Source organism: Janthinobacterium sp. FW305-129 (assembly GCF_020858115.1).
GTDB lineage: Bacteria > Pseudomonadota > Gammaproteobacteria > Burkholderiales > Burkholderiaceae_D > Janthinobacterium.
In genome coordinates this window covers 21435-43612 of record NZ_JACYMM010000019.1, presented here as the reverse complement: position 1 = coordinate 43612, position 22178 = coordinate 21435, and the positions used below count along the sequence as shown (strand labels likewise).

Annotated in this window: 11 protein-coding genes and 1 riboswitch; of the genes, 6 read left to right on the top strand and 5 right to left on the bottom strand. The window is 64.0% G+C overall.

The features are described from left to right. Positions 1-13 precede the first annotated feature (13 nt). Positions 14-304, bottom strand: coding sequence for a DUF3349 domain-containing protein (locus IGS61_RS26700; protein WP_230542356.1), 291 nt, complete (start codon positions 302-304; stop codon positions 14-16). Positions 305-471: 167 nt separating this feature from the next. On the opposite strand from IGS61_RS26700, the gene IGS61_RS26695 reads away from it, so the two are divergent. After that, the gene (locus tag IGS61_RS26695; protein WP_230542347.1) at positions 472-984 is read left to right on the top strand and encodes a thioredoxin family protein; all 513 of its coding nucleotides are present in this window, start codon (positions 472-474) and stop codon (positions 982-984) included. Positions 985-989: 5 nt separating this feature from the next. Here the strand turns inward: IGS61_RS26695 and IGS61_RS26690 are convergent, their stop codons facing one another. Further along, positions 990-3014 carry a methyl-accepting chemotaxis protein gene (locus tag IGS61_RS26690; RefSeq protein WP_230542346.1) on the bottom strand — a complete coding sequence of 675 codons (2025 nt, stop codon included), beginning with the start codon at positions 3012-3014 and terminating at the stop codon, positions 990-992. Between the two features lie 197 nt (positions 3015-3211). Next, positions 3212-3709: an Lrp/AsnC family transcriptional regulator gene (locus IGS61_RS26685; protein ID WP_230542345.1), complete on the bottom strand. Its 498-nt coding sequence runs from the start codon at positions 3707-3709 to the stop codon at positions 3212-3214. Positions 3710-3876: 167 nt separating this feature from the next. On the opposite strand from IGS61_RS26685, the gene IGS61_RS26680 reads away from it, so the two are divergent. Together IGS61_RS26680 and IGS61_RS26675 are read left to right on the top strand one after the other, a co-directional pair. Continuing rightward, positions 3877-5916: an aminotransferase class V-fold PLP-dependent enzyme gene (locus tag IGS61_RS26680; RefSeq protein WP_230542344.1), complete on the top strand. Its 2040-nt coding sequence runs from the start codon at positions 3877-3879 to the stop codon at positions 5914-5916. Positions 5917-6310: 394 nt separating this feature from the next. After that, complete coding sequence (locus IGS61_RS26675) at positions 6311-14938, top strand: GH36-type glycosyl hydrolase domain-containing protein (protein ID WP_442908108.1); 8628 nt, start codon at positions 6311-6313, stop codon at positions 14936-14938. On the opposite strand, the gene IGS61_RS26670 is transcribed toward IGS61_RS26675, so the two are convergent. Both IGS61_RS26670 and IGS61_RS26665 read right to left on the bottom strand, forming a co-directional pair. Beyond that, positions 14935-15138 (bottom strand): hypothetical protein, encoded by a 204-nt coding sequence (locus IGS61_RS26670; RefSeq protein WP_230542343.1) that lies wholly within the window; start codon positions 15136-15138, stop codon positions 14935-14937. The two genes, IGS61_RS26675 and IGS61_RS26670, sit on opposite strands and share 4 nt — an antisense overlap. 113 nt (positions 15139-15251) lie before the next feature. Beyond that, entirely contained in the window at positions 15252-15827 is a 576-nt protein-coding gene (locus tag IGS61_RS26665) for a TMEM165/GDT1 family protein (protein ID WP_230542342.1), read from the bottom strand. A 21-nt stretch (positions 15828-15848) separates the two neighbouring features. After that, positions 15849-16018, bottom strand: a riboswitch (yybP-ykoY riboswitch). 145 nt (positions 16019-16163) lie between these two features. On the opposite strand from IGS61_RS26665, the gene IGS61_RS26660 reads away from it, so the two are divergent. The 3 genes from IGS61_RS26660 (at position 16164) to IGS61_RS26650 (ending at position 22178) form a co-directional block, all read left to right on the top strand. Next, entirely contained in the window at positions 16164-18545 is a 2382-nt protein-coding gene (locus IGS61_RS26660) for a M1 family aminopeptidase (RefSeq protein ID WP_230542341.1), read from the top strand. Positions 18546-18664: 119 nt separating this feature from the next. Continuing rightward, positions 18665-20524, top strand: coding sequence for a M1 family metallopeptidase (locus IGS61_RS26655; protein WP_230542340.1), 1860 nt, complete (start codon positions 18665-18667; stop codon positions 20522-20524). 22 nt (positions 20525-20546) lie between these two features. Beyond that, positions 20547-22178 (top strand): serine hydrolase, encoded by a 1632-nt coding sequence (locus IGS61_RS26650; RefSeq protein ID WP_230542339.1) that lies wholly within the window; start codon positions 20547-20549, stop codon positions 22176-22178.

The window sequence follows — 22178 nt, the reverse complement described above, 5'->3', positions numbered from 1 at the left end:
CTGCCTGCGGGTATTAATCGTCGGCGCAGACCGCTTGCAAGCCGTGCCGCGTCAGCAGCGCCCTGGCGGCTGCGATGGTGGACGGCGCCGGCTGGCTGCTGGCGCAGGCATAGATGTCATTGAGGACCGTCGCCGCATCTTTGCCCGTGACGGCGGCCATCAGCTCGGCCAGGTTACGGTCGGAAAAGTGTTCATACAGCATGGCCAGCACGGCGAAATACGCCGTGTCTGGCATGCCGCCGGGATAGCCGCTGCGCAGCATGCGCGCGGCGCCGGACAGCGTTGGGGGCAGGGTATCTGGCATGCTCAAGCGGCTTCTCCTGGGTGGTGCTCTGATACGTGCTTATATGTTTTCCGCATAAGCACAGTGCAATTAAATGGTGGATATTTCCTACAAGCAGGCATATTCTAGACAATCACGCCCGCTGGCAGCTGTTCAGCTGGCTTCACGATTTCATTCAGGAGCCCCGCATGCGCCTTTCCCGTTTCGTTTCCCTTCTCTTTGCCAGCCTGCTGCTTGCCGGTACCGCCATTGCCGCCGCCCCAACGCCAGTCAACCCGGTCGCCACGCCGCATCTGCCCTACAACGCGGCGGCCGACGCCAAGGCCGACGTGGCCCGCGCGCTGGCCGAGGCCAAGGCGGCGCACGTGCCTGTCTTGCTGATCTTTGGCGCCAACTGGTGCGAGGATTGCCGCGCGCTCGACAAGGCATTGAAGGAAGGCAAGAACGCCGAGCTGATGCAACAGCAGTTCAAGGTCGTCAAGGTTGACGTGGGTAACTTCGACCATAACCTGGATGTGGCGCAAGCCTATGGCAATCCGCTCAAGAAAGGCATTCCGGCCGCCGTGCTCGTATCGAGCGACAACAACCAGGTGCTGTACGCCACCAAGGGCGGCGAACTGGCGAATGCGCGCCGCATGAGCGAGAGCGGCATTTATGATTTCTTCAAGCAAGCGGCCAGCGTCAAGTCGCCTGCCATTTAATTGCCTTAGAATTCTTCCCACTCAGTGCCGGCCGCTGCCTTGCGACTGGGGGCAGGGGCGGGCTTGGCCGGCGCCGCAGGTTTGGCCGCAAGCCTGACCATGGGCCGGGCTGGCTTGCCAGGGGCCGCTGGCGCCGGGCGCGGTGCGGCCGCGTGGCCTGACTCGTCCAGTGTGAATACGCTGACCACCAGCGCCAGTTTGCCGGCCTGATCCTGCAAGGATTGCGCGGCGGCCGCCGCTTCTTCCACGAGTGCCGCATTTTGCTGGGTTGCGTCATCCATCTGCGTGACCGTGGCATTGACTTGCGCGATGCCCTGGCTCTGCTCCTGGCTGGCTGAGGCGATTTCTCCCATCAGGTCGGCGACTCTTTGAACAGAGACGACGATGTCCTGCATGGTGGCGCCGGCCGAGTCGACCAGCTTGCTGCCGGCTTCCACCTTGCTGCCCGAGTCGACGATCAAGTCCTTGATTTCCTTGGCCGCCTGGCTTGACCGTTGTGCCAGGTTGCGCACTTCTGTGGCTACCACGGCAAAGCCGCGGCCCTGCTCTCCCGCGCGGGCCGCCTCGACCGCCGCGTTCAGGGCGAGAATATTGGTTTGAAAGGCAATGCCGTCGATCACGCCGATAATGTCCGCGATCTTGCGCGAACTTTCCGTAATCTCGCTCATCGTCTGCACTACTTGACCGACCACGTCGCCCCCCTTGACGGCGTGGCTCGAGGCTGACACCACCAGCTGATTCGCCTGGCGCGCGTTGTCCGCGTTCTGTTTCACGGTCGACGTCAGTTCTTCCATGGCCGCCGCCGTTTCTTCCAGGCTCGATGCCTGGGCTTCCGTACGCGCCGACAGGTCCAGGTTGCCAGACGCGATCTGGCTCGATGCACCGGCAATGGCCTCGGTACTGTCGCGAACTTCGCGTATCGTCACGTTCAGCGACGCGACGAAACGGTTGAAGGCGGCGGCCAGCGCACCGACCTCGTCTTCCGATTCGACGGGCATGCGGCGGCTCAGGTCGCCGTTCCCGCTGGCAATCTCGCTGAGCATGTCGGCCGCCCGTGCGACGGGGGCGGCGATGGCGCGGCTGATGACATAAATGATGAGCAAGGCGATGCCGCCACCGACCAGTCCGGCGATCAGGGCGGCAAGCAGGGCCGAGCGCGTGACATTGCCCAGCACTTCCGCTTCCGGCACTTCGGCCATCACGTACAAATTCAATTCCGGCACGAATGAGGCGGCCACAAGCTGCTTGCCGCTGGGCGCCGCATAGCTGGCATACGTGTATTTGTTGCCTGTCAGCAGAGTCTTGCTCAGTGCTTCATTGAAGCCGGGCAAGTCCCTCACCTGATGCTTGCCGTCGGCCAAGGCTGGGTCGCGGTGGATCAGCAGGCTGCCATCGGCACGCACCAGGTAGACATGGCCGGTCTGGCCGACCTTGTAGCTGCGGATGGTCTCGGCCATGGCATCGACGCTCAAGCCCATGCCTGCAATGACGGCCTTGCCACCGGCCGTCTGGCCCCGCGCATTCAGGAACAGCATGAAGCTGCCCGAGGCTGGATCGCGGTCCAGATTGATCGTGTGCTGTTTGTTTTCGTCGAGCATGCTGAAAAACCAGTGATCGGCTGGCTGTTGCTTGTCCAGCGTGCGGATCAGGCCCGCGTCGGTCATGTATCTGGACGCGGTTTGCGAACTCCAGCTGACGACGGCCGCCTTGTTTTTTTCCTTGATCATCTTCGCGTAGCGCTGAAAAGTGGGCAAGCCGCTGTCCGCCAGGTCCGCGTCTTCCCAGTCCTGCAGAAAGACATCATTGGCCATCGTTTGCACCACCGATAACGGTTGGCTGATCTGGCGCAGCACATCGTTGCGGATTTCTCCCACCTGGGCCGGCAGTTCCTGGCCGACGACGCGCTCGCGCACGTAATCGCTGCTCATGCGCACGCTGAGGAACGATGAAATGCCCATGAAAAGCAGCAGGCACAAACCCATGCTGAACATCAGTTTCTTTTGAATGGAGAGGTGGCGAAGCAGATGCATGGACGACCCTGGGAATGGGCCCGCGCGACCGGCAGAGGTTGCTAGAAAGGCACGGGCAAGTGCGCAGTATAGCGACGGATAAGGGCAATATAGTGGAGGTATGCCGTATTTAATGTGGTTGTGTTGCTGTATGGCAACGATTGTAAGGTGTTAACATGCGTGCTTTTCATGTACACCGGCACGGGGTGGAAAAACGTTCAGGCAGGTAAGCCGTGGGCGATCAATTCCAGCGGCAATTCCGTGCTGCACTTGATTTGTTCCATGGAAAAAGCGGACGACACGCCCGTCAGCTGCACGGCCTTGATGAGCTTTTTATAGAAGGTGTCATATCCCTTGATATCGGTGGTGACGACTTTCAGCAGATAGTCGATGTCGCCGCTCATGCGGTGAAATTCCTGTACCTCGGGCAAGACGATCACGGCGGCGGCGAAGCGGCGCAGCCATTTTTCGTCATGCTGGCCCGTGCGCACGCTGACGAAGACGGTCACGGGCAGCCCCACTTTTTGCCGGTTGACGATGGCCACGCGGCTTTCGATATACCCCTCTTCCTCCAGCCGTTTCACGCGTTTCCAGCACGGCGTGCTGGACAACCCTATTTTCTCGCTGAGGGAGGCGATCGACAGGGTACCGTCCTGCTGCAGGGCGGCGAGGATGGCGCAGTCGAATTTGTCGAGCGAGACGTTTGGTGAATTCATTTTGGTATTCCGGTTTTTATGGCATGAACATGCTGCATAGTACCGTTTTTGCAGTGTCTTTTGGCATATCTTCACGGGGGTGGGCCGGTAAACTATCGATGTGTTCCAGCCGCTTGTGCGGTGCCCTTTTAACTGCGCCCTTTTTATCCAATACTCGGACTGCCATCATGAAAGAAATTTACCTCGACAGCAACGCCACCACTTGCGTGCTGCCTGCCGCCGTTGCCGCCGCCCGGCAAGCGATGGAGCAGGGCTATGGCAATCCCAGCAGCACCCACGCCACGGGATTGCAGGCCAAGGCCATGATGGATGGCGTGCGCCGGCGCGCCGGCGGCCTGCTGGGCGTGGGCGACGGCCGCCTGATGTTCAATAGCGGCGCCACCGAGGGCATCCAGACGGCAGTGCTGTCGGCCCTGTGTGCGCTGCGCGAACGGCGTGCTGCTGGCAAGCACATCGGCAGCTTGCTGCTGTATGGCGCGACCGAGCACAAGGCCGTGCCGGAAAGCCTGGCGCACTGGAACCGGCTCTTGGGCCTGAACCTGGAAGTGCGCAAGCTGCCCGTCGATGCGCAGGGGCGCCACGACTTGCAGGCGCTCGATGCGCTGATCGGCGACACGGCCATGCTGTGCACGATGGCGGCCAACAATGAAACGGGCGTCATCAGCGATTTGTCGGCCATCGCGCAGCTGCTGCAGGAGCGCGGTGCCGATGCCTACTGGATGGTCGATTGCGTGCAGGCGCTGGGCAAGCTGAAACTGAACCTGGCCGCCACGCGCATCGATTACGCGCCATTCTCCGGCCACAAGCTGTATGCGCCGAAGGGCATCGGCATGCTGTACGTGCGCGCCGGCGCGCCGTTTACTCCACTGATGATGGGCGGCGGCCAGGAAGCGGGCCTGCGCTCGGGCACGGAAAACATGGCCGGCATCGCCGCGCTGGGCGCCGTGCTGGCCGCGCTGGACGATGGCAAGACCTTCCGCAGCCACGCCGACCTGGGCGCTTTCCGCGAGCAGCTGGTGGCCAGCCTGGAACGCGCTTTCCCCGGCATCGTGTTCAATATGCCGTTGGACCTGTCGCTGCCGACGACGCTCAACTTTTCCGTGCCGGGCCTGTCCTCGAAAGAGCTGCTGGACCTGTTCGACGCGGCGCGCGTGCGCGTCAGCTCGGGCAGCGCCTGTTCCGCCGCCAAGGCGCTGCCCAGCTATGTGCTGGAAGCGATGCACGTGCCGCAATGGCGCGCGAGTTCCGCCATCCGCTTGTCGTTCGGCCCGCTGATCGATGCGGCGACGGTTAGCGCCGCCTGCGCGCGCATCGAGCACTGCGGCGAAGCGCTGCGCAGCAGCTGTCTGCTGCCGTCGGCGCTGGCGCCATCGCCGCAGGACGGCGCGCAGGACGGCATAATCCAGCTGAGCGTCGACGGCCAGTGCACCTGGCTGCTCAGCGACGCCGCCAGCGCCAGTTGCGTCGTCATCGATCCTGCCGCTGCGCTCGTGCCGCGCCTGGCCGCCTTCATCCGCTGCCAGCACCTGGCCCTGCGCGCCATCGTGCACACGGCGGCTCCTGGCGACCATGGCGCCGCGCGCCTGGCGCTGCTGCAGGAACTGGAGATCGAGCAAGTGGGCCGCGTCGATATCGATGGCGAACTGCCGCTGGGCCAGCAGCGCCTGCGCCGCATCGAGTGCGGCGACACCCATGTGTATCTGCTGGAGCAGCGCTTCGCCTTTGTCGGCGCACTGGCGCCGCACGCCATTGCGGCCTTGCTGGAGACCGGCCTCGTGACGCCGGACACCGTGCTGTGTGCATCAAGCGATGACAACAGCGTCTGCAGTACCGTGCGCGCCGTGCGCGATGGCGTGACTCCCGCCGTCGAACTGCAACTGGATGCGGCTGGCTTGCCGGCCTTTCTGCGCCAGCATCCGGACGCCATCCTCGTCGACGTGCGCGAGGCGTATGAACATGCGGCTTGCGCCGGAACCGTGTTCGAGGGCTGCGCCGTGCACAGCGTACCGCTGAGCCGCCTGGCGGGACAGGTCGGCGCGTGGCTGCGGGAGCCACAGCGTCCGCTGGTGTTTTTCTGCCGCAGCGGCAACCGCAGTGCGCGCGCCGCGGCCTGCCTGCGCCGCCTGGGTCATGGCGCGGCGTGGCAACTCAGCGGCGGCATGGCGATGGCGGACGCGCCGCACCGCCCGCTGGATATTGCGGCCTGAGCCGAGATAAAGTTTCATCCTTGAAATCTTGCCTTGTATCATCATTGGTGCGGGGCAATACATTCGTTTCCTTGCGACATTTTTATACCTGCCAGCCGGCTCATTTCTTGGCCGACATGTCGCCAAAGCGTCAGCTATGTACGCTAGCGCACGGTCTTGCCCGCGTCGCCCCCCTACGATGAAGTTCAGAAAATCTCCCTATACCCTGAGATTCGTCGCAACGCTCCGGCGCTTCGCTTTCCGTCTTCGCCAGTGTCCGATCGTGTTCTTCCAGACTGGGCCAGCGTGACAGTGGCCGCTGGCTGCCTGCGCGCACCTAGCGAGGCCCAAGTTGAAAGAGTACACAGCAGTAGTCACGCAACAGATCAAGGAACATGTTTCCAAATTCAAGGAAATCTTCCGCGATCATTCCCTGGCACAAGATACGTTTGACGCCGCGCGCGACGATGCCTTGCCCCTGCGTTCCGAGTTGTTCAGCGCCATGCAGATGGCCGCCCACGGCAAGCACGTGGCCGCTGGCCATGCGGTGGGCAAGCACCATGGCCGCGACCGCCTGTTGGCGCGCCTGGCCGACAATGCGGCCCTGATCACGGCCACCGTCAACGAGTTAACGGCCACGGTGAAAAGCGGACGGCAGGTTACGCCCGCCTCGGAATGGCTGCTGGATAATTTTTACCTGATCGAAGAGCAAATCCGCACCACGCGGCGCCACCTGCCGAAGAACTACAGCAAGGAATTGCCACGGTTGAGTTCCGGCGTGGACGCGGGTTGTCCGCGCGTGTACAAGATCGCGCTGGAAATCATCTCGCACGGCGATGGCAGGGTCGACCTGGAAAACCTGTGCCACTTCGTCGAGGCTTACCAGGACGTGGCCACCTTGACCCTGGGCGAATTGTGGGCCGTGCCCATCATGCTGCGCTTGGCCCTGATCGAAAACCTGCGCCGCGTCGCCGTGCGCGTGGCCGACGACCGCATGCAGCGCGACCTGGCCAATACCTGGGCCGACCAGATGACGGACATCGCCGAGCGCAATCCCAGCGGCTTGATCCTGCTGGTGGCCGACATGGCGCGCTCGAATCCGCCGATGACCAGCGCCTTCGTGGCCGAATTGTCGCGCCGCCTGCAGGGACAGAGTTCTTCGCTGACCCTGGCGCTGTCGTGGCTGACGCACAAGCTGGCCGAGTCGGGCCTCACCATCGAGCAGCAGATCCAGTCCGAAATCGGGCAGCAGGCGGCCGACCAGGTATCGATCGCCAACAGCATCGGCAGCCTGCGTTTTCTCGGCACCATGGATTGGCAGGAATTCGTCGAGACCATGAGCGTGGTCGAGCAAACCCTGCGCCTGGACCCGGCCGGCACCTATGGCTTGATGGATTTCGCCACGCGCGACAGCTACCGCCACGCCATCGAACGCATCGCCAGGCGCAGCGCGCGCAGCGAAGTGGACGTGGCCGAGATGGTGGTGCAGCTGGCGCACACGCACGGCAACGGCAATGACGCGCGCCGCGGCCATATCGGCTTTTACCTGGTGGGGCGCGGCGTGCTGGTGCTGGAAAAGCAGGCCGGCGCGAAGCTGCCCTTCATCGAGGCGCTGCAGCATACGGCGCGCGCCGCGCCGCTGGCCGTCTACCTGGGCGCGATCTCGTTTCTGACCCTGGCGACGAGCGCCTTGCTGCTCGAGCGCGCCGTGCGCCATGGCGTGCAGGGCTGGCCCCTCGCGGCACTGGGCGCGCTGGCGCTGCTGGGCAGCAGCCAACTGGCCGTCGCCGTGGTGAACTGGCTGGCAACCCTGATGACGTCGCCGCATCCGCTGCCGCGCATGGATTACCAGTCCGGCATTCCGTCCGATGCGCGCGGCATCGTCGTGGTGCCGACGCTGATCTACAGCCCGGAAAACGTGGCGACCCTATGCGAGGCGCTGGAAGTGCGTTACCTCGCCAACCGCGACCCGAACCTGCGTTTTTGCCTGCTGACGGATTTTGTCGATGCCGATGCGCAAACGATGCCCGGCGACGAGGCCCTGCTGCGCCAGGCGCAGGAAACTATCCGTGGCTTGAATGAGAAATACCGCGTGGAAGGCGCCGAATTCAAGGATAACGGCGACCCGGCCGACCCGGAAGAGCTGGGCCATGCGGGGCCGTTCCTGCTGCTGCACCGTCCGCGCCTGTGGAATTCGCAGCAGAATGCGTGGATGGGGCAGGAGCGCAAGCGCGGCAAATTGTCCGACCTGCACGCCTTCCTGCGCGGCGGCGCGCGCGACAGATTCTCGCTGGTGGAAGGCGAGTTGCGCGGCCTGCGCACGATCAAATACGTGATCACGCTCGACACCGATACGCAGCTGCCGCGCGACGCGGCGCGCGAATTCATCGCCACCATGATGCACCCCTTGAACCGTCCCGTGCTGGACGCGGCCGGCACGCGCGTGGTGGCCGGCTACGGCATTTTGCAGCCGCGCGTGGCCGTGGCGCTGCCCAGCGCGAACGCCTCGCGCTACGAGCTGCTGTGCGGCGGCGAGCCGGGCATCGACCCGTACACGCGCACCGTCTCCGACCTGTACCAGGACGTGTTTTATGAAGGCTCGTTCATCGGCAAGGGCATCTATGACCTCGACATGTTCGAGCGCGTGCTGGGCCAGCGCTTGCCCGACAATAAAATCCTCAGCCACGACCTGCTCGAAGGCTGCTACCTGCGCGCCGGTTTGCTCAGCGACTCGCAATTGTACGAGGAATATCCGGCCCGCTACGACGCCGACGTCAGCCGCCGCCAGCGCTGGATCCGCGGCGACTGGCAGCTGATCGGCTGGCTGCTGGGCCGTGTGCCGGGCCGCGCCGGCAAGCGCGAACGCAATCCCCTGTCGATGCTGTCGCGCTGGAAGCTGTTCGACAACCTGCGCCGCAGCATCGTGGCGCCGGCCACCACCCTGTCGCTGCTGCTGGTGTGGGGCTTCTTGCCGCACGTGGTTTTCTGGAGCGTGGCGGTGCTGGCCATCATCTTCCTGCCGCCCGTTTTTTCGGCCCTGTACGATCTGCTGCGCAAACCGCGCGACACCCTGTGGGGCCAGCATCTGGCCGCGTTCGAGCGGCGCTGCAGCGTGCAGTTCTCGCATGCCATGCTGACCCTCGTCTTCCTGCCGTACGAAGCGTGGATCAGCCTCGATGCCATCGCCCGCACCCTGTGGCGTCTGGGCGTGTCGCACAAGCATTTGCTCGACTGGCGTGCTTCGAACCTGCATACGTCTTCCGGCTCGCAGGCAGACAGCTGGCGCGCCATGTGGTGCTCGCCCGCGCTGGCGCTGGTCACCTTTGCCGCCTTGCTGCACTGGCGCCCGGAAGCGTTGCCCGCCGCCGCCGTGGTGCTGCTGCTCTGGCTGGCCGCACCTGCCATCGCGTGGTGGATCAGCCGCCCCATCGAGCGGGCCGTGGCGCGCCTGTCTGCCGAACAGGGGCGTTTTTTGCATGGTGTGGCGCGCAAGACCTGGGCGTATTTCGATACCTTCGTCGGGCCGGACGACCACTGGCTGCCGCCCGATAACATGCAGGAGCACCCGAACCTGGTGGTGGCGCACCGCACCTCGCCGACGAATATCGGCCTGGCATTGCTGGCCAACCTGACGGCCTACGATTTCGGGTATGTGACCCTGGGCCAGCTGATCGAGCGCAGCCGCGCTACCCTGCACAGCATGGGCGAGCTGGAACGCTTCCAGGGCCATTTCTATAACTGGTACGACACGCAAACGCTCAAGGCGCTGCAGCCGATGTACATTTCGACGGTCGACAGCGGCAACCTGGCCGGCCACTTGCTGACCTTGCAGCCGGGACTGGTGGAACTGTATGACGCCCCGATCATCGGCGCGCAGGTGGTGCAAGGCATCCGCACGACGGCGCAGGTGCTGCAGGAGTTCATTGCCGCCGAAGGCGAGGGCAAGGCCATGCGCGAGAGCATGGGCCTGTTGCAGGCGCAGGCCGCGCCCGCCACCCTGGCCGAATGGCATGCTTATCTCGCCGCCGCGAATGGTGCGGCCGACGCGCTGCTGTCGCTGACCCTGCAGAGCGAGGATGGCGAGCTGTCCATGTGGGCGGGCGCGCTGGCGCGCCAGTGCCGCGCGGCGCTGGCCGAGTTGCTGCAGCTGGCGCCGTGGGCGGCGCAGGCCGGCATCGATGCGGCATGGCTGCGCGTGCCGACCCTGCGTGAACTGGCCAACCTGGAAGCGCCGCAAGGCCTGCCTTCCGGGCTGGCCGCCTTGCTGGTACAGGGACGCGAACAGGCGGGCCGCCACATGCGCGACATCGCCCACGCGGCGGGCCAGGCGCGCGACTTTGCGCAAATCGAATACGGCTTCCTGTACAACCCTTCGACCAAACTGCTGGCCATCGGCTACAACGTCAGCGAACGGCGCCTGGACCCCAGCTACTACGATTTGCTCGCTTCCGAAGTGCGCCTGGCCAGCTTCATCGCCATCGCCCAGGGGCAGCTGCCGCAGGAGCACTGGTTTGCCCTGGGCCGCCAGTTGTGCATGGTGGCCGGCCAACCCGTGCTGCTGTCGTGGAGCGGCTCGATGTTCGAGTACCTGATGCCGCTCCTGGTGATGCCGAACTACCCGAACACCCTGCTCGACCAGACCTACCATTCCGTCATCGAGGCGCAGATCGATTACGGACGCCAGCGCGACGTGCCGTGGGGGATTTCCGAATCCGGCTACAACACCGTCGACGCCAGCCTGAATTACCAGTACCGCGCCTTTGGCGTGCCCGGCCTGGGCCTCAAGCGTGGCTTGGCCGACGATCTGGTGGTGGCGCCGTATGCCAGCATGATGGGGCTGATGGTGCAGCCGGAAGCGTCGTGCCAGAACCTGCAGCGCATGCAGGCGGCCGGCTACATGGGCCGCTACGGCTTTTTCGAAGCCGTCGATTTCACCACGGCGCGTTTGCCGCGCGGGCAGAGCAGCGCCGTTATCCGCTCGTTCATGGTGCACCATCAGGGTATGGGCTTTCTGGCTCTCAGTTACCTGCTGCATGACCGCCCGATGCAGCGCCGCTTCGAGTCCGATCCGCTGCTGCAATCGGCCTTGCTGGTGCTGCAGGAACGCACGCCGCAGGCCGGTGCGTTTTACTCGAACACGGCCGAACTGGCGGTGCTGCGCAGCGGCGCGCCCGAGCAGGCCATGCCGATGCGCATCCTCACGCAGGCCAACAGTGCCGTACCCGAAACGCAGCTGCTGTCGAATGGCCGCTACCACGTCATGGTGAGCAATGCGGGTGGCAGCTACAGCCGCTGGAAAGACCTGTCCGTGACGCGCTGGCGCGAGGACAGCACGCGCGATAACTGGGGCAATTTCTGCTACCTGCGCGACCTCGACGACGGTGAAGTCTGGTCCACCACATACCAGCCGACCCTGGCCGAACCGAAGAAATATGAAGTGATCTTTTCGGAAGGCCGGGCCGAGTTCCGCCGCGCCGACCATGGCCTCGACCTGTACACGGAAATCGTCGTCTCGCCCGAGGACGACATCGAAATCCGGCGCACCCGCATCAGCAATAATTCGAACCGCCAGCGGCGTATCGAGATCACCAGTTTTGCCGAAGTGGTGATGGCGCCGGCGGCCGCCGACGCGGCCCATCCCGCGTTCAGCAAGCTGTTCGTGCAGACGGAAATCCTCGCGCCTGAAAATGCGATTTTATGCACGCGCCGGCCCCGCTCAAAAGATGAGCAGATGCCGTGGCTGCTGCATGTGATGACGGTGCACGATATCGACCAGTATGCCGTGTCGTTCGAGACGGACCGCGCGCGCTTCATCGGCCGTGGCAACACGGCGCAGCTGCCGCAGGCGCTGCAGGAAGACGGTCCGCTCGGTGGCGGGCACGGTTCCGTGCTCGACCCCATCGTGGCCATCCGCTACGTCATCACGCTCGAACCCGACCAGGCCGTCACCATCGACAGCGTGACCGGCATGGTGGAGCAGCGCGAGGCGGCCCTGCACCTGATCGATAAATACCAGGACCGCCATCTGGCCGACCGCGTCTTCGAACTGGCCTGGACGCACAGCCAGGTGGTGCTGCGCCAGTTGAATGCCAGCGAAGCCGATGCGCAGTTGTATGCGCGCCTGGCCAATGCCGTGATTTATCCGAATGCGTCCCTGCGCGCCGAAGCCAGCATCCTGATCAAGAACCAGCGCGGCCAGTCGGGCCTGTGGGCGTATGCGATTTCCGGCGACCTGCCCATCGTGCTGCTGCAGATACGCGATGTGGCCAATATCGAACTGGCGCGCCAGATGGTGCAGGCGCATGCCTACTGGCGCCTGAAAGGGTTGGTGGTCGACCTGGTGATCTGGTACGAAGAGCAGTCGGGCTACCGCCAACTGTTGCACGACCAGATCATGGGCTTGATCGCCTCGGGCATCGATGCGCAGGCGATCGACCGCCCGGGCGGCATCTTCGTGCGCCTGGCCGAGCAGATCGCCAACGAAGACCGCATCTTGCTGCAATCGGTGGCGCGCGCCATCATCAGCGATTTGCGCGGCACCCTGGCCGAGCAGGTCAAGCGTCCGCCGAGCCCCGTGCTGCGCATGCCGCCGTTGCTGCAGGACCCGGCGCGCGAGCATGGCGGCGTGCCGCACCGGGCGCCGCAGCGCGAGCTGATCCTGGAAAATGGCCTCGGCGGTTTCACGCCCGATGGGCGCGAATACGTGATTACCACGGCAGAAGGCAGGCAGACGCCGGCGCCGTGGTCGAACGTGCTGGCCAATGCGCAGTTCGGCACGGTGGTGTCGGAAGCTGGCCAGGCATATACGTGGAGCGAGAATGCGCATGAATTCCGCCTCACGCCATGGCAGAACGACCCTGTGTCCGACCTGTCCGGCGAAGCGTTTTATGTGCGCGACGAGCAAACCGGCCAGTTCTGGTCGCCTTCGTCCCTGCCCGCGCGCGGCAGCGGCGACTACGTGACGCGCCACGGTTTCGGCTACAGCATTTTTGAACACAGCGAAGGCGGCATCGCCACGGAATTGTGCACCTATGTGGCGCTCGATGCGGCCGTCAAATACTCGGTGATCAAGGTGCGCAACGACAGCGGCGTGCCGCGCCGCCTGTCCGTCACCGGTTACGTGGAATGGGTGATGGCCGACCTGCGCGCCAAGTCCGGCATGCACGTGGCCACCGAAGTCGATACGATCAGCGGCGCCCTGTTTGCGCGCAATAACTACAACACGGAGTTTTCCGGCCGCGTCGGCTTTTTCAATACGGACGCCAGCATCCGTTCCATTACCTGCGACCGCAATGAATTCATCGGCCGCAACGGCAGCCTGGCGCAGCCGGCTGCGTTGCGCCGCGTGCGTTTGTCCGGCAAGGCGGGCACGGGGCTGGACCAGTGTGCCGCCATCCAGGTGCCGTTCGAACTGCAGCCGGGACAGGAGCGCGAAATCGTTTTCCTGCTCGGCGTGGGCGGGCGCCGCAATGCCGACGCCAGCACCATGGTACAGCGCCATGCGGGCAAGGATGCGGCCCGCAGTGCGCTCGACGCGGTGTGCGCGCACTGGGAAAGCACCCTGGGGGCCGTGCGCATCGAAACACCCGACCCGTCGCTGGATGTGATCGCCAATGGCTGGCTGATGTACCAGACCATCGCCTGCCGTTTGTGGGCGCGCAGCGGCTATTACCAGTCGGGCGGCGCCTACGGTTTCCGCGACCAGCTGCAAGACGCGATGGCCATGATCCACACGGCGCCGCAGCTGCTGCGCGGCCACTTGCTGCTGTGCGCCGCGCACCAGTTTGTCGAAGGCGACGTGCAGCACTGGTGGCATCCGCCGTCGGACCGGGGCGTGCGCACGCATTGCTCCGACGATTATCTGTGGCTGCCGCTGGCCGTCTGCCGTTACGTGATCGCCACGGGCGACGTCAACGTACTGTCGGAAGTGGCGCCCTTCATCGAAGGGCGGGCCGTCAAGCCGGAAGAGGATTCGTATTACGACCTGCCCGTGCGCTCGGGCGAGTCGGCCGACCTGTACGAGCATTGCGTGCGCGCCATCCGCCACGGCTTGCGCATGGGCGTGCACGGCTTGCCGCTGATCGGTTCCTGCGACTGGAATGACGGCATGGACAAGGTGGGCGAGCATGGCAAGGGCGAGAGCGTGTGGCTGGCCTTCTTCCTGTACGAAGTGCTGCAGCGCTTCGCCGAAGTGGCCGTGCTGCGCGGCGACGCCGCGTTCGCCCAGTTCTGCCGCGACGAAGCCGTGAAACTGGCGGCCAATGTCGAGGAACACGCGTGGGATGGCGAGTGGTACCGGCGCGCGTATTTCGACGACGGCACGCCATTGGGATCGCACACGAACGAGGAATGCCAGATCGATTCCATTTCGCAAAGCTGGGGCGTGCTGTCGGGCGCTGCCAGCAAGGAGCGGGTGGCCGGCGCCATGCGCCAGGTCGATGCGCGCCTCGTGCGCCGCGACTCCGGGGTGATCCAGCTGCTCGATCCGCCGTTCGACAAGTCCGACCTCAATCCTGGCTATATCCGTGGCTACGTGCCGGGCGTGCGCGAGAACGGCGGGCAGTACACGCATGCGGCCATCTGGACGGCGATGGCGTTCGCCCGCATGGGCGATGGCGACAAGGCGTGGGAGCTGCTGCGCATGATCAATCCCGTGCGCCATGGCGTCGACGCGCAAGCGGTGGCGCGCTACAAGGTGGAACCGTACGTGGTGACGGCCGACGTGTATGCCGTGGCGCCACACGTGGGGCGCGGTGGCTGGAGCTGGTACACGGGGTCGTCGGGCTGGCTGTACCGGCTGATCGTCGAATCCCTGCTCGGTCTGACGCGGGAAGCGAACGTGCTACGTCTGGCGCCGGCCATGCCGGCCGAATGGCGCACGTTCAAGCTGCATTACCGTTTCGGCGCCAGCAGCTATGCCATCACGGTGGAACAGGCGCAAGGGCGGCCGGCAGGATTGTCGCTCGATGGCGTGGCGCAGGAAGGCAACAGCATCGCCCTGCGCGACGAGGGCCGCGAGTATGTGGTGCTATTGCTGGTCTAGTCTTGCCACGTGTCGTGTTCGGGACGGCGCCGTCCGAGCAGCAGGATCAGGCCGGCGCCCAGCAGCAACAGGTCGCGTGTGCGTACTTCGGGCGCAGATTGCGTTGCCGCATGGTGGTTCATGGGTGACGCCGTGGCGGCGGGGAGCAGGCAGGTACAGGCGGCCAGGCACAGCGCCGCCATCTTTCCGTTCAAATGCATACATTCCTCAAAAAAGCGCGCTGGCCGTTCGGGATCAGCGCGCCAGTGTTCATGTCGCCGACATTGTAATTATGAACATTAACATTGTAAATGAGAAATTATTTGAGGTTGCCTCAGAAGCCCAGAGCCGCGCCCGCCCCCAGCAGGGTGGCCACGCCCAGTACGGCAAAGATCAAGGCGGCGATGCCATGCACCAGGCGCAGCGGGACGCGGTTGGCGATCCTGTCGCCCAGGTACACGGCCGGCACGTTGGCCAGCATCATGCCGAAGGTGGTGCCCAGCACGACGGAAACGATGTCGTGGTAGCGCGCTGCCAGCGCCACGGTCGCCACCTGCGTCTTGTCTCCCATTTCCGCCATGAAGAAGGCGATCAGGGTGGTCAGGAAGACGCCATACCTGGCCAGTTTCGTCTCGTCTTCATCGAGCTTGTCGGGGATCAGGGTCCAGGCGGCCATGGCCAGGAACGACACGCCCAGCACCCAGCGCAGCACGTCGGGTCCCAGCATGCTGGTGATCCAGGCGCCGACGGCGGCGGCGAACGCGTGGTTGGCGACGGTGGCGACGAAAATGGCCAGCACGATGGGCAAAGGCTTGCGGAATTTGGCGGCCAGCAGAAAGGCCAGGAGTTGGGTTTTGTCGCCGATTTCAGCGAGACCGACCATGCCGGTGGAGATGAGGAATGCTTCCATGAGATTGCAAGAGGTACGCGGGCCGGACGAATTAACCAATGATCCACGGGCGACTCCGGCCCATGCGGCCGCCCTGGATCAATGGTCTCGTCAAGTTCTGCAACCACCTGCACCATGGCCTGCGGGCCAATTATGTTGATACAGGTTCCCGCGGCAGGACCGCGGGACGACTACTCCCCAATGTTCGAGGCGCATCATACGCCAATGCCCGTGCCGGCGCCAGTGCCGCCGGGGCATGGCACTGGCTGGTGTGTGGGACTTCCACAACAATGAGCGATTTGCAAACAGACTCGACTTAGAATGCAGTCTGTCCACGACTCCCAGATGGAATGCGCCATGCCGGTCCTTGTCCGCTTGCTTGCCTTGTGCCTGACCTTGTTTGCTCCCTTGCCCGGCCTGTGCGCCGCCGCGCCCTTCGACGACAAGTTCCGCCAGCTGGAAGAATTGCTGCCCACGCCGAACAGCTACCGCACGGCGTCCGGCGCGCCGGGCCACGCCTACTGGCAGCAGCGCGCCGATTACGTGATCCGCGCCACCTTGGACGAAGCGCGCCGCGAAATCACGGCCAGCGAACAGATCACCTATCACAACCGTTCGCCGGACAGCCTCGCGTATCTGTGGCTGCAGCTGGACCAGAATGGCTTGCGCCAGGATGCCGACCAGCGCCGCGTCTTGAGCGCGCCGTCGCGCCAGGCCTGGCTCAGTGGCACTGAAGAGGAAGCGCTGAAATTCGAAGACTTGCGCGCCCTCCATGCGGGCCGCGAATTTGACGGCGGCTTCAAGCTCACCGCCGTGAAAGCGGCCAGCGGCAAGCCGCTGCCGCATGTCGTCAACCAGACCATGCTGCGCATCGATCTGCCGGTGGCGCTGGCGCCTGGCCAGAGCATCAGCTTCAATATCGACTGGTCGTATCGGATCAATGACCAGAAGGTGCTGGTCGAGCGCTCCGGCTACGAGTATTTTGAAGACGACAAGAACACGATTTTCCAGATCGCGCAGTGGTTCCCCCGCATGGCTGCGTATTACGACGCCGTTGGCTGGCAGCACAAGCAGTTCCTCGGCTCCGGCGAATTCACGCTGGAATTTGGCGACTACGAGCTGTACCTGACGGTGCCGGGCGACCACGTGGTGGCCGCCACGGGTGAGCTGCAGAATCCTGCCGCCGTATTGAGCGCGGCGCAGCGCGAGCGCCTGGCGCGGGCAAAAACCAGCGCTGCGCCGCTGCTGGTGGTCACGCCCGCCGAGGCGCTGGCGGCGGAAAAAGGCAAGCCAACGGGGATGAAAACCTGGCACTTCAAGGCGGCCAATGTGCGCGACGTGGCGTGGGCCTCGAGCCGCAAGTTCATCTGGGATGCGCAGGGACTGGACAGCGGCGGCAAGCGCGTGATGGCCATGTCCTACTATCCGAACGAGGGCAATCCGCTGTGGCAGCAGTACAGCACGCGCGCCGTCGTGCACGCGATCGAGCAGTACAACAAGTACAGTTTCGACTATCCGTATCCGAATGCGATTTCCGTCAACGGCGCCGTGGGCGGCATGGAGTATCCGATGATTGCGTTCAATGGCGGGCGTCCCGTGAAGGACAAGAAGACGGGGGAACTCACGTATTCGAAGACGGCCAAATATGATTTGATCGGCGTGATCATCCATGAAGTGGGGCACAATTATTTCCCCATGATCGTCAACTCGGACGAGCGCCAGTGGACGTGGATGGACGAGGGCCTCAATTCCTTCCTGCAGTACCTGGCGGAGCAGGCGTGGGAAGAGCATTTCCCGTCCTGGAATGGCGAGCCGCGCAAGATCGTCGACTACATGCGCAGCCAGAACCAGGTGCCCATCATGACCAATTCCGAATCCCTGCTGCAGTTCACGGCGAACGCCTACGACAAGCCGGCCACGGCGCTCAACATCCTGCGCGAGACCATCCTCGGGCGCGAACTGTTCGACTTCGCCTTCAAGCAGTACGCCTTGCGCTGGAAGTTCAAGCGCCCGACGCCCGCCGACTTTTTCCGCACCATGGAAGACGCTTCCGGCACGGACCTGGACTGGTTCTGGCGCGGCTGGTTTTATACCACCGACGCGGTCGACATCAGCATCGACGGCATCAGCGAATATGGCGTGAGCACGAAAAATCCGGAAACGGAAAAGGCGTGGAAGAAGGCGCAGAAGGCGGCGCAGCCCATCTCGATCTCGGACCAGCGCAACAAGGCGCTGCCGAAGAAGGTCGACATCGATCCGGCGCTGAAGGATTTCTATAACCGGCACGACGACTTCACGGTCACCAACAAGGACCGCAACAGCTATGCGGAAGAGCAGGAAACACTGGAGCCGTGGGAGAAAAAGCTGCTGGAACAGCGCAACATGGGCAAGCATCTGTACCTGGTCGATTTTTCGAATCTCGGCGGCCTGGTGATGCCGCTGATCCTGGAAATCGAACTGCAAAGCGGCAAGAAGATCATCGAGCGCGTACCGGCCGAAGTGTGGCGCTACGCGCCGCACAAGATCAGCAAGGTGATCATCACGGATGAGCCGATGGTGGGCCTGGTGCAGGACCCGTACTGGGAGACGGCCGATATCGACACCAGCAATAACGCCTGGCCGAGAAAAATCACGCCGTCGCGCCTGGAGCTGTTCAAGCTGGACCGCGACAAGAACAACCTGATGAAGGATTTGAATACGCCGCTGAAGGCGCCCGAGGCCAAGGCCGAGACAAAATAGGGAAAAAGCGCCGGCCATCCCGGCGCTTTTTTTCTGCCGGCCCGCGCCGGAAGTGCTATTCTGCGCGACGCCCCGGCGCACACGGACCGGGGCTTTCGCAAATCATTCAAAAGACGACCATGCAAACTTTGACCTTCCTGCGCGCGCTGGGCTGTGCGCTACTTTGCCAGGTGACCCTGGCCGCGCACGCCGATCCCCTCAGCTACGCGCGCTACGACCAGGTGCGCACGCGCGACCTGCAACTGGACCTGAAAGCCGACTTCAAGCAAAAGACCCTGTCCGGCTATGCCGAGCTGTCCTTGAACTGGATCGATCCCGCGGCGCGCACCCTGGTGCTCGATACGCGCGATCTGTCGATCGCGAAAGTGCAGGTACAGGACAAGCGCGGCGCATGGCAGATGGCGCCGTACCGGCTGGACAAGGCCGATCCAGAAAAGGGCCAGGCGCTGCGTATCACCACCACGGGCCAGCCGGGCAAAGTGCGCGTCTACTATCACACGGCGCCGAACGCCATCGCGCTGCAGTGGCTCACGCCGCAGCAGACGATGTCGGGCAAGCTGCCTTTCATGTTCAGCCAGTCGCAAAGCATCAACGCCCGCTCGTGGGTGCCGTCGCAGGATACGCCGGCCGTGCGCTTTACGTATAGCGCGCGCATCGAGGCACCAAGCGGCATGCGCGTCGTGATGAGCGCCGAGAACGACGAAAAGGCGACCGGCAAGGGCGGCTGGAAGTTCAGGATGCCGCAGCCGATTCCATCGTACCTGCTGGCCATTGCCATCGGCGAGCTGGAAGTGCGCAAGCTCGGCCCCCGTTCCGCCGTGTATGCGGAACCGCCGCGCATCAAGGCGGCCGAATACGAGCTGGCCGATACGGAAAAGATGATCCAGGCGGCCGAAGCGCTGTATGGCCCGTATGGCTGGGGGCGCTACGACATGATCGTGCTGCCGCCATCGTTCCCCTACGGCGGCATGGAAAACCCGCGCCTGACCTTCCTCACGCCGACCATGATCGCGGGCGACCGCAGCCTGGTCGACCTGATTGCGCATGAACTGGCCCACTCGTGGTCGGGCAACCTGGTCACCAACGCGTCGTGGAAGCACATGTGGCTCAACGAAGGCTTCACCACCTACGTCACGACGCGCATCGTCGAGCAGCTGTATGGCAGCGAAGTGGCGCAGATGGGCGTGCAGGTCGACCAGGAAGAACTGGCCGCCTCGATCCGCGAATTGCCGGCGGCGAAAACGGCGCTGATCACGCGCGATGCCGATGCCAATCCCGCGGAAACGTACACGGACGACGGCATCATCTACCCGAAAGGCGCCTGGTTCCTGGCCACCATGGAGCGCCGCGCGGGCCGCGCCGTGTTCGACCCCTTCCTGCGCGGCTGGTTCGACCAGCATGCGTTCCAGAGCGTGACGACGGAGCAGTTCATCGCCTACCTGCGCAAGAACTTGCTGGCGCAGCATCCGGACGTCATGCCGCAAGCGGAGCTCGAGGAATGGCTGTATGGCACGGGCGTGCCGGCCAGCGCGCAGCGCGTCGTCTCGCCGCGCCTGGCGCTGCTCGACCAGCACCGCGACGCCTGGCTCAAGGGCGAACTGGCGACCAAAGACCTGGGCATGGACAAGTGGATCGCCATCGAATCGATGCACTTCCTGAACGACATCAACAACAAGGCCAGCGCGGCGCAATTGCGTGAGCTGGACCAGGTGTATGGCGTGGGCAAGAGCGGCAACAATGAAGTGGCCTACCGCTTCTACCTGGCCTCCGTGAACGCCGGCTACGACGTGCGCCAGCCCTTGCAGGCATTCCTGCTGAGCGTGGGCCGCCAGAAGTTCGTCGTGCCGCTGTACAGCGCCTTGATGAAGACGCCGCAAGGCCATGCCTGGGCCAAGGACGTGTATGCGCAGGCGCGCGAACGCTACCACCCGGTGACGCAGGAAAGCGTCGATAAATTGATGGCCGCGCAAGCGCATTGAACCTTCTTTGGACATCCTGACCATGCATACCATGAACCGTCTCGCCGCCGCCATCGTGCTGGCGTTTTCCAGCATCGCCTTGCCAGCGCTGGCAGCCGATGCAGTACCCGTCGTTGCCGCAGCGCCCGCGCCCGCCTTCGATCTTGAGCGCGACGTGGCCACCGCCCTGAAAGTGTTCGACGTGCCCGGCATGGCGATTGCCATCGTCAAGGATGGCAAGGTCGTCACCGCCAGGGGCTTTGGCGTGCGCAAGCTGGGCGAACCGGCCGCCGTCGATGCGCAGACCCTGTTCGAAGTGGCATCGAATTCGAAGGGCTTCACGGCCGCCGCGCTGGCCATGCTGGTCGACGAGGGCAAGCTGGCCTGGGACGATCCGGTTACGAAGCACCTGCCCGGCTTCCAGATGCATGATTCCTACGTGACGGGCGCCATGACCATCCGCGATTTGCTGACGCACCGCAGCGGTCTGGGGCTGGGCGCCGGCGACTTGCTGTGGTGGCCCACCACCACGTTCAGCACCGACGAGATCATCGAGAAGCTGCGCTACATCCGTCCGGCCACGAGTTTTCGCAACAGCTATGCCTACGATAACCTGCTGTACATCGTGGCCGGCAAGATCATCGCCGATAAGGCGGGGAAAAGCTGGGGCGAGGCCATGCACGAACGCATCCTGGCACCGCTGGGCATGACGGGCACCACCACCAGCCTGGCCGAGAATGCGGGCAAGCCCGACGTCGCCAGTGCGCACAGCAAGATCGACGGCAAGATCGCCGCCGTCAAGTCGATGCCCGTGCCGAACGCCGTGGGCGCCGTCGGCATCAACACGAATGCGGAAGACATCGCCAAGTGGATGATGGTGCTGCTCGATGGCGGCAAGATCGCCGGCGTGCAGGGCAAGGATGGCAAGGAAGCGCGCCTGTTCAGTGAAAAGCAGGGCCGCGAGATGTGGACGGCGCAGACGCCGATCAAGATTGCCGAGCCGAAGCCGGCGCTGGCCGCGACGAAACCGAACTTCAGCGCATATGGCCTGGGCTTCCAGCTGCGCGACTACAAGGGCATGAAGGTCGCCATGCACGGCGGCGCGCTGCAGGGATTTTATTCGCGCGTGGTGATGGTGCCGGAAGCGAAACTGGGCGTGGCCATCCTCACCAATGCGGAAAATGGCGGTTCGATGACGGCGCTGCAATGGCGCATCCTCGACCATTACCTGCAGGTGGCGCCGTCGGACTGGCTGGCGCTGGTGGCCAAGGTGGAGCAGGACCAGCATGCGGAAGAAGTGAAAAAGCAGGGCAAGGCGTCGAGCGCGCGCGCGGCGAAATCGCAGCCGTCGCTGCCGCTGGCGGCGTATGACGGCGAGTATGAAGACGCCTGGTACGGCAAGGTCGTGATCAAGCCGGAAGGGAAAAAACATATCCTCAGTTTTACGCGCACGCCGGACCTGACGGGCGAGCTGGAACACTGGCAGCACGACACCTTCATCGTGCGCTGGAAAGAGCGCAACTTCAATGCCGACGCCTACGTGACGTTTTCGCTCAATCCCGATGGCAGCATCGACAGGGTAAAAATGGTGCCCGTGTCGGCCGAGACGGACTTCAGCTACGACTTTCAGGACTTGAGCCTGGTGCCGGTGAAGCCGAAGGACGTGAAGAAATAA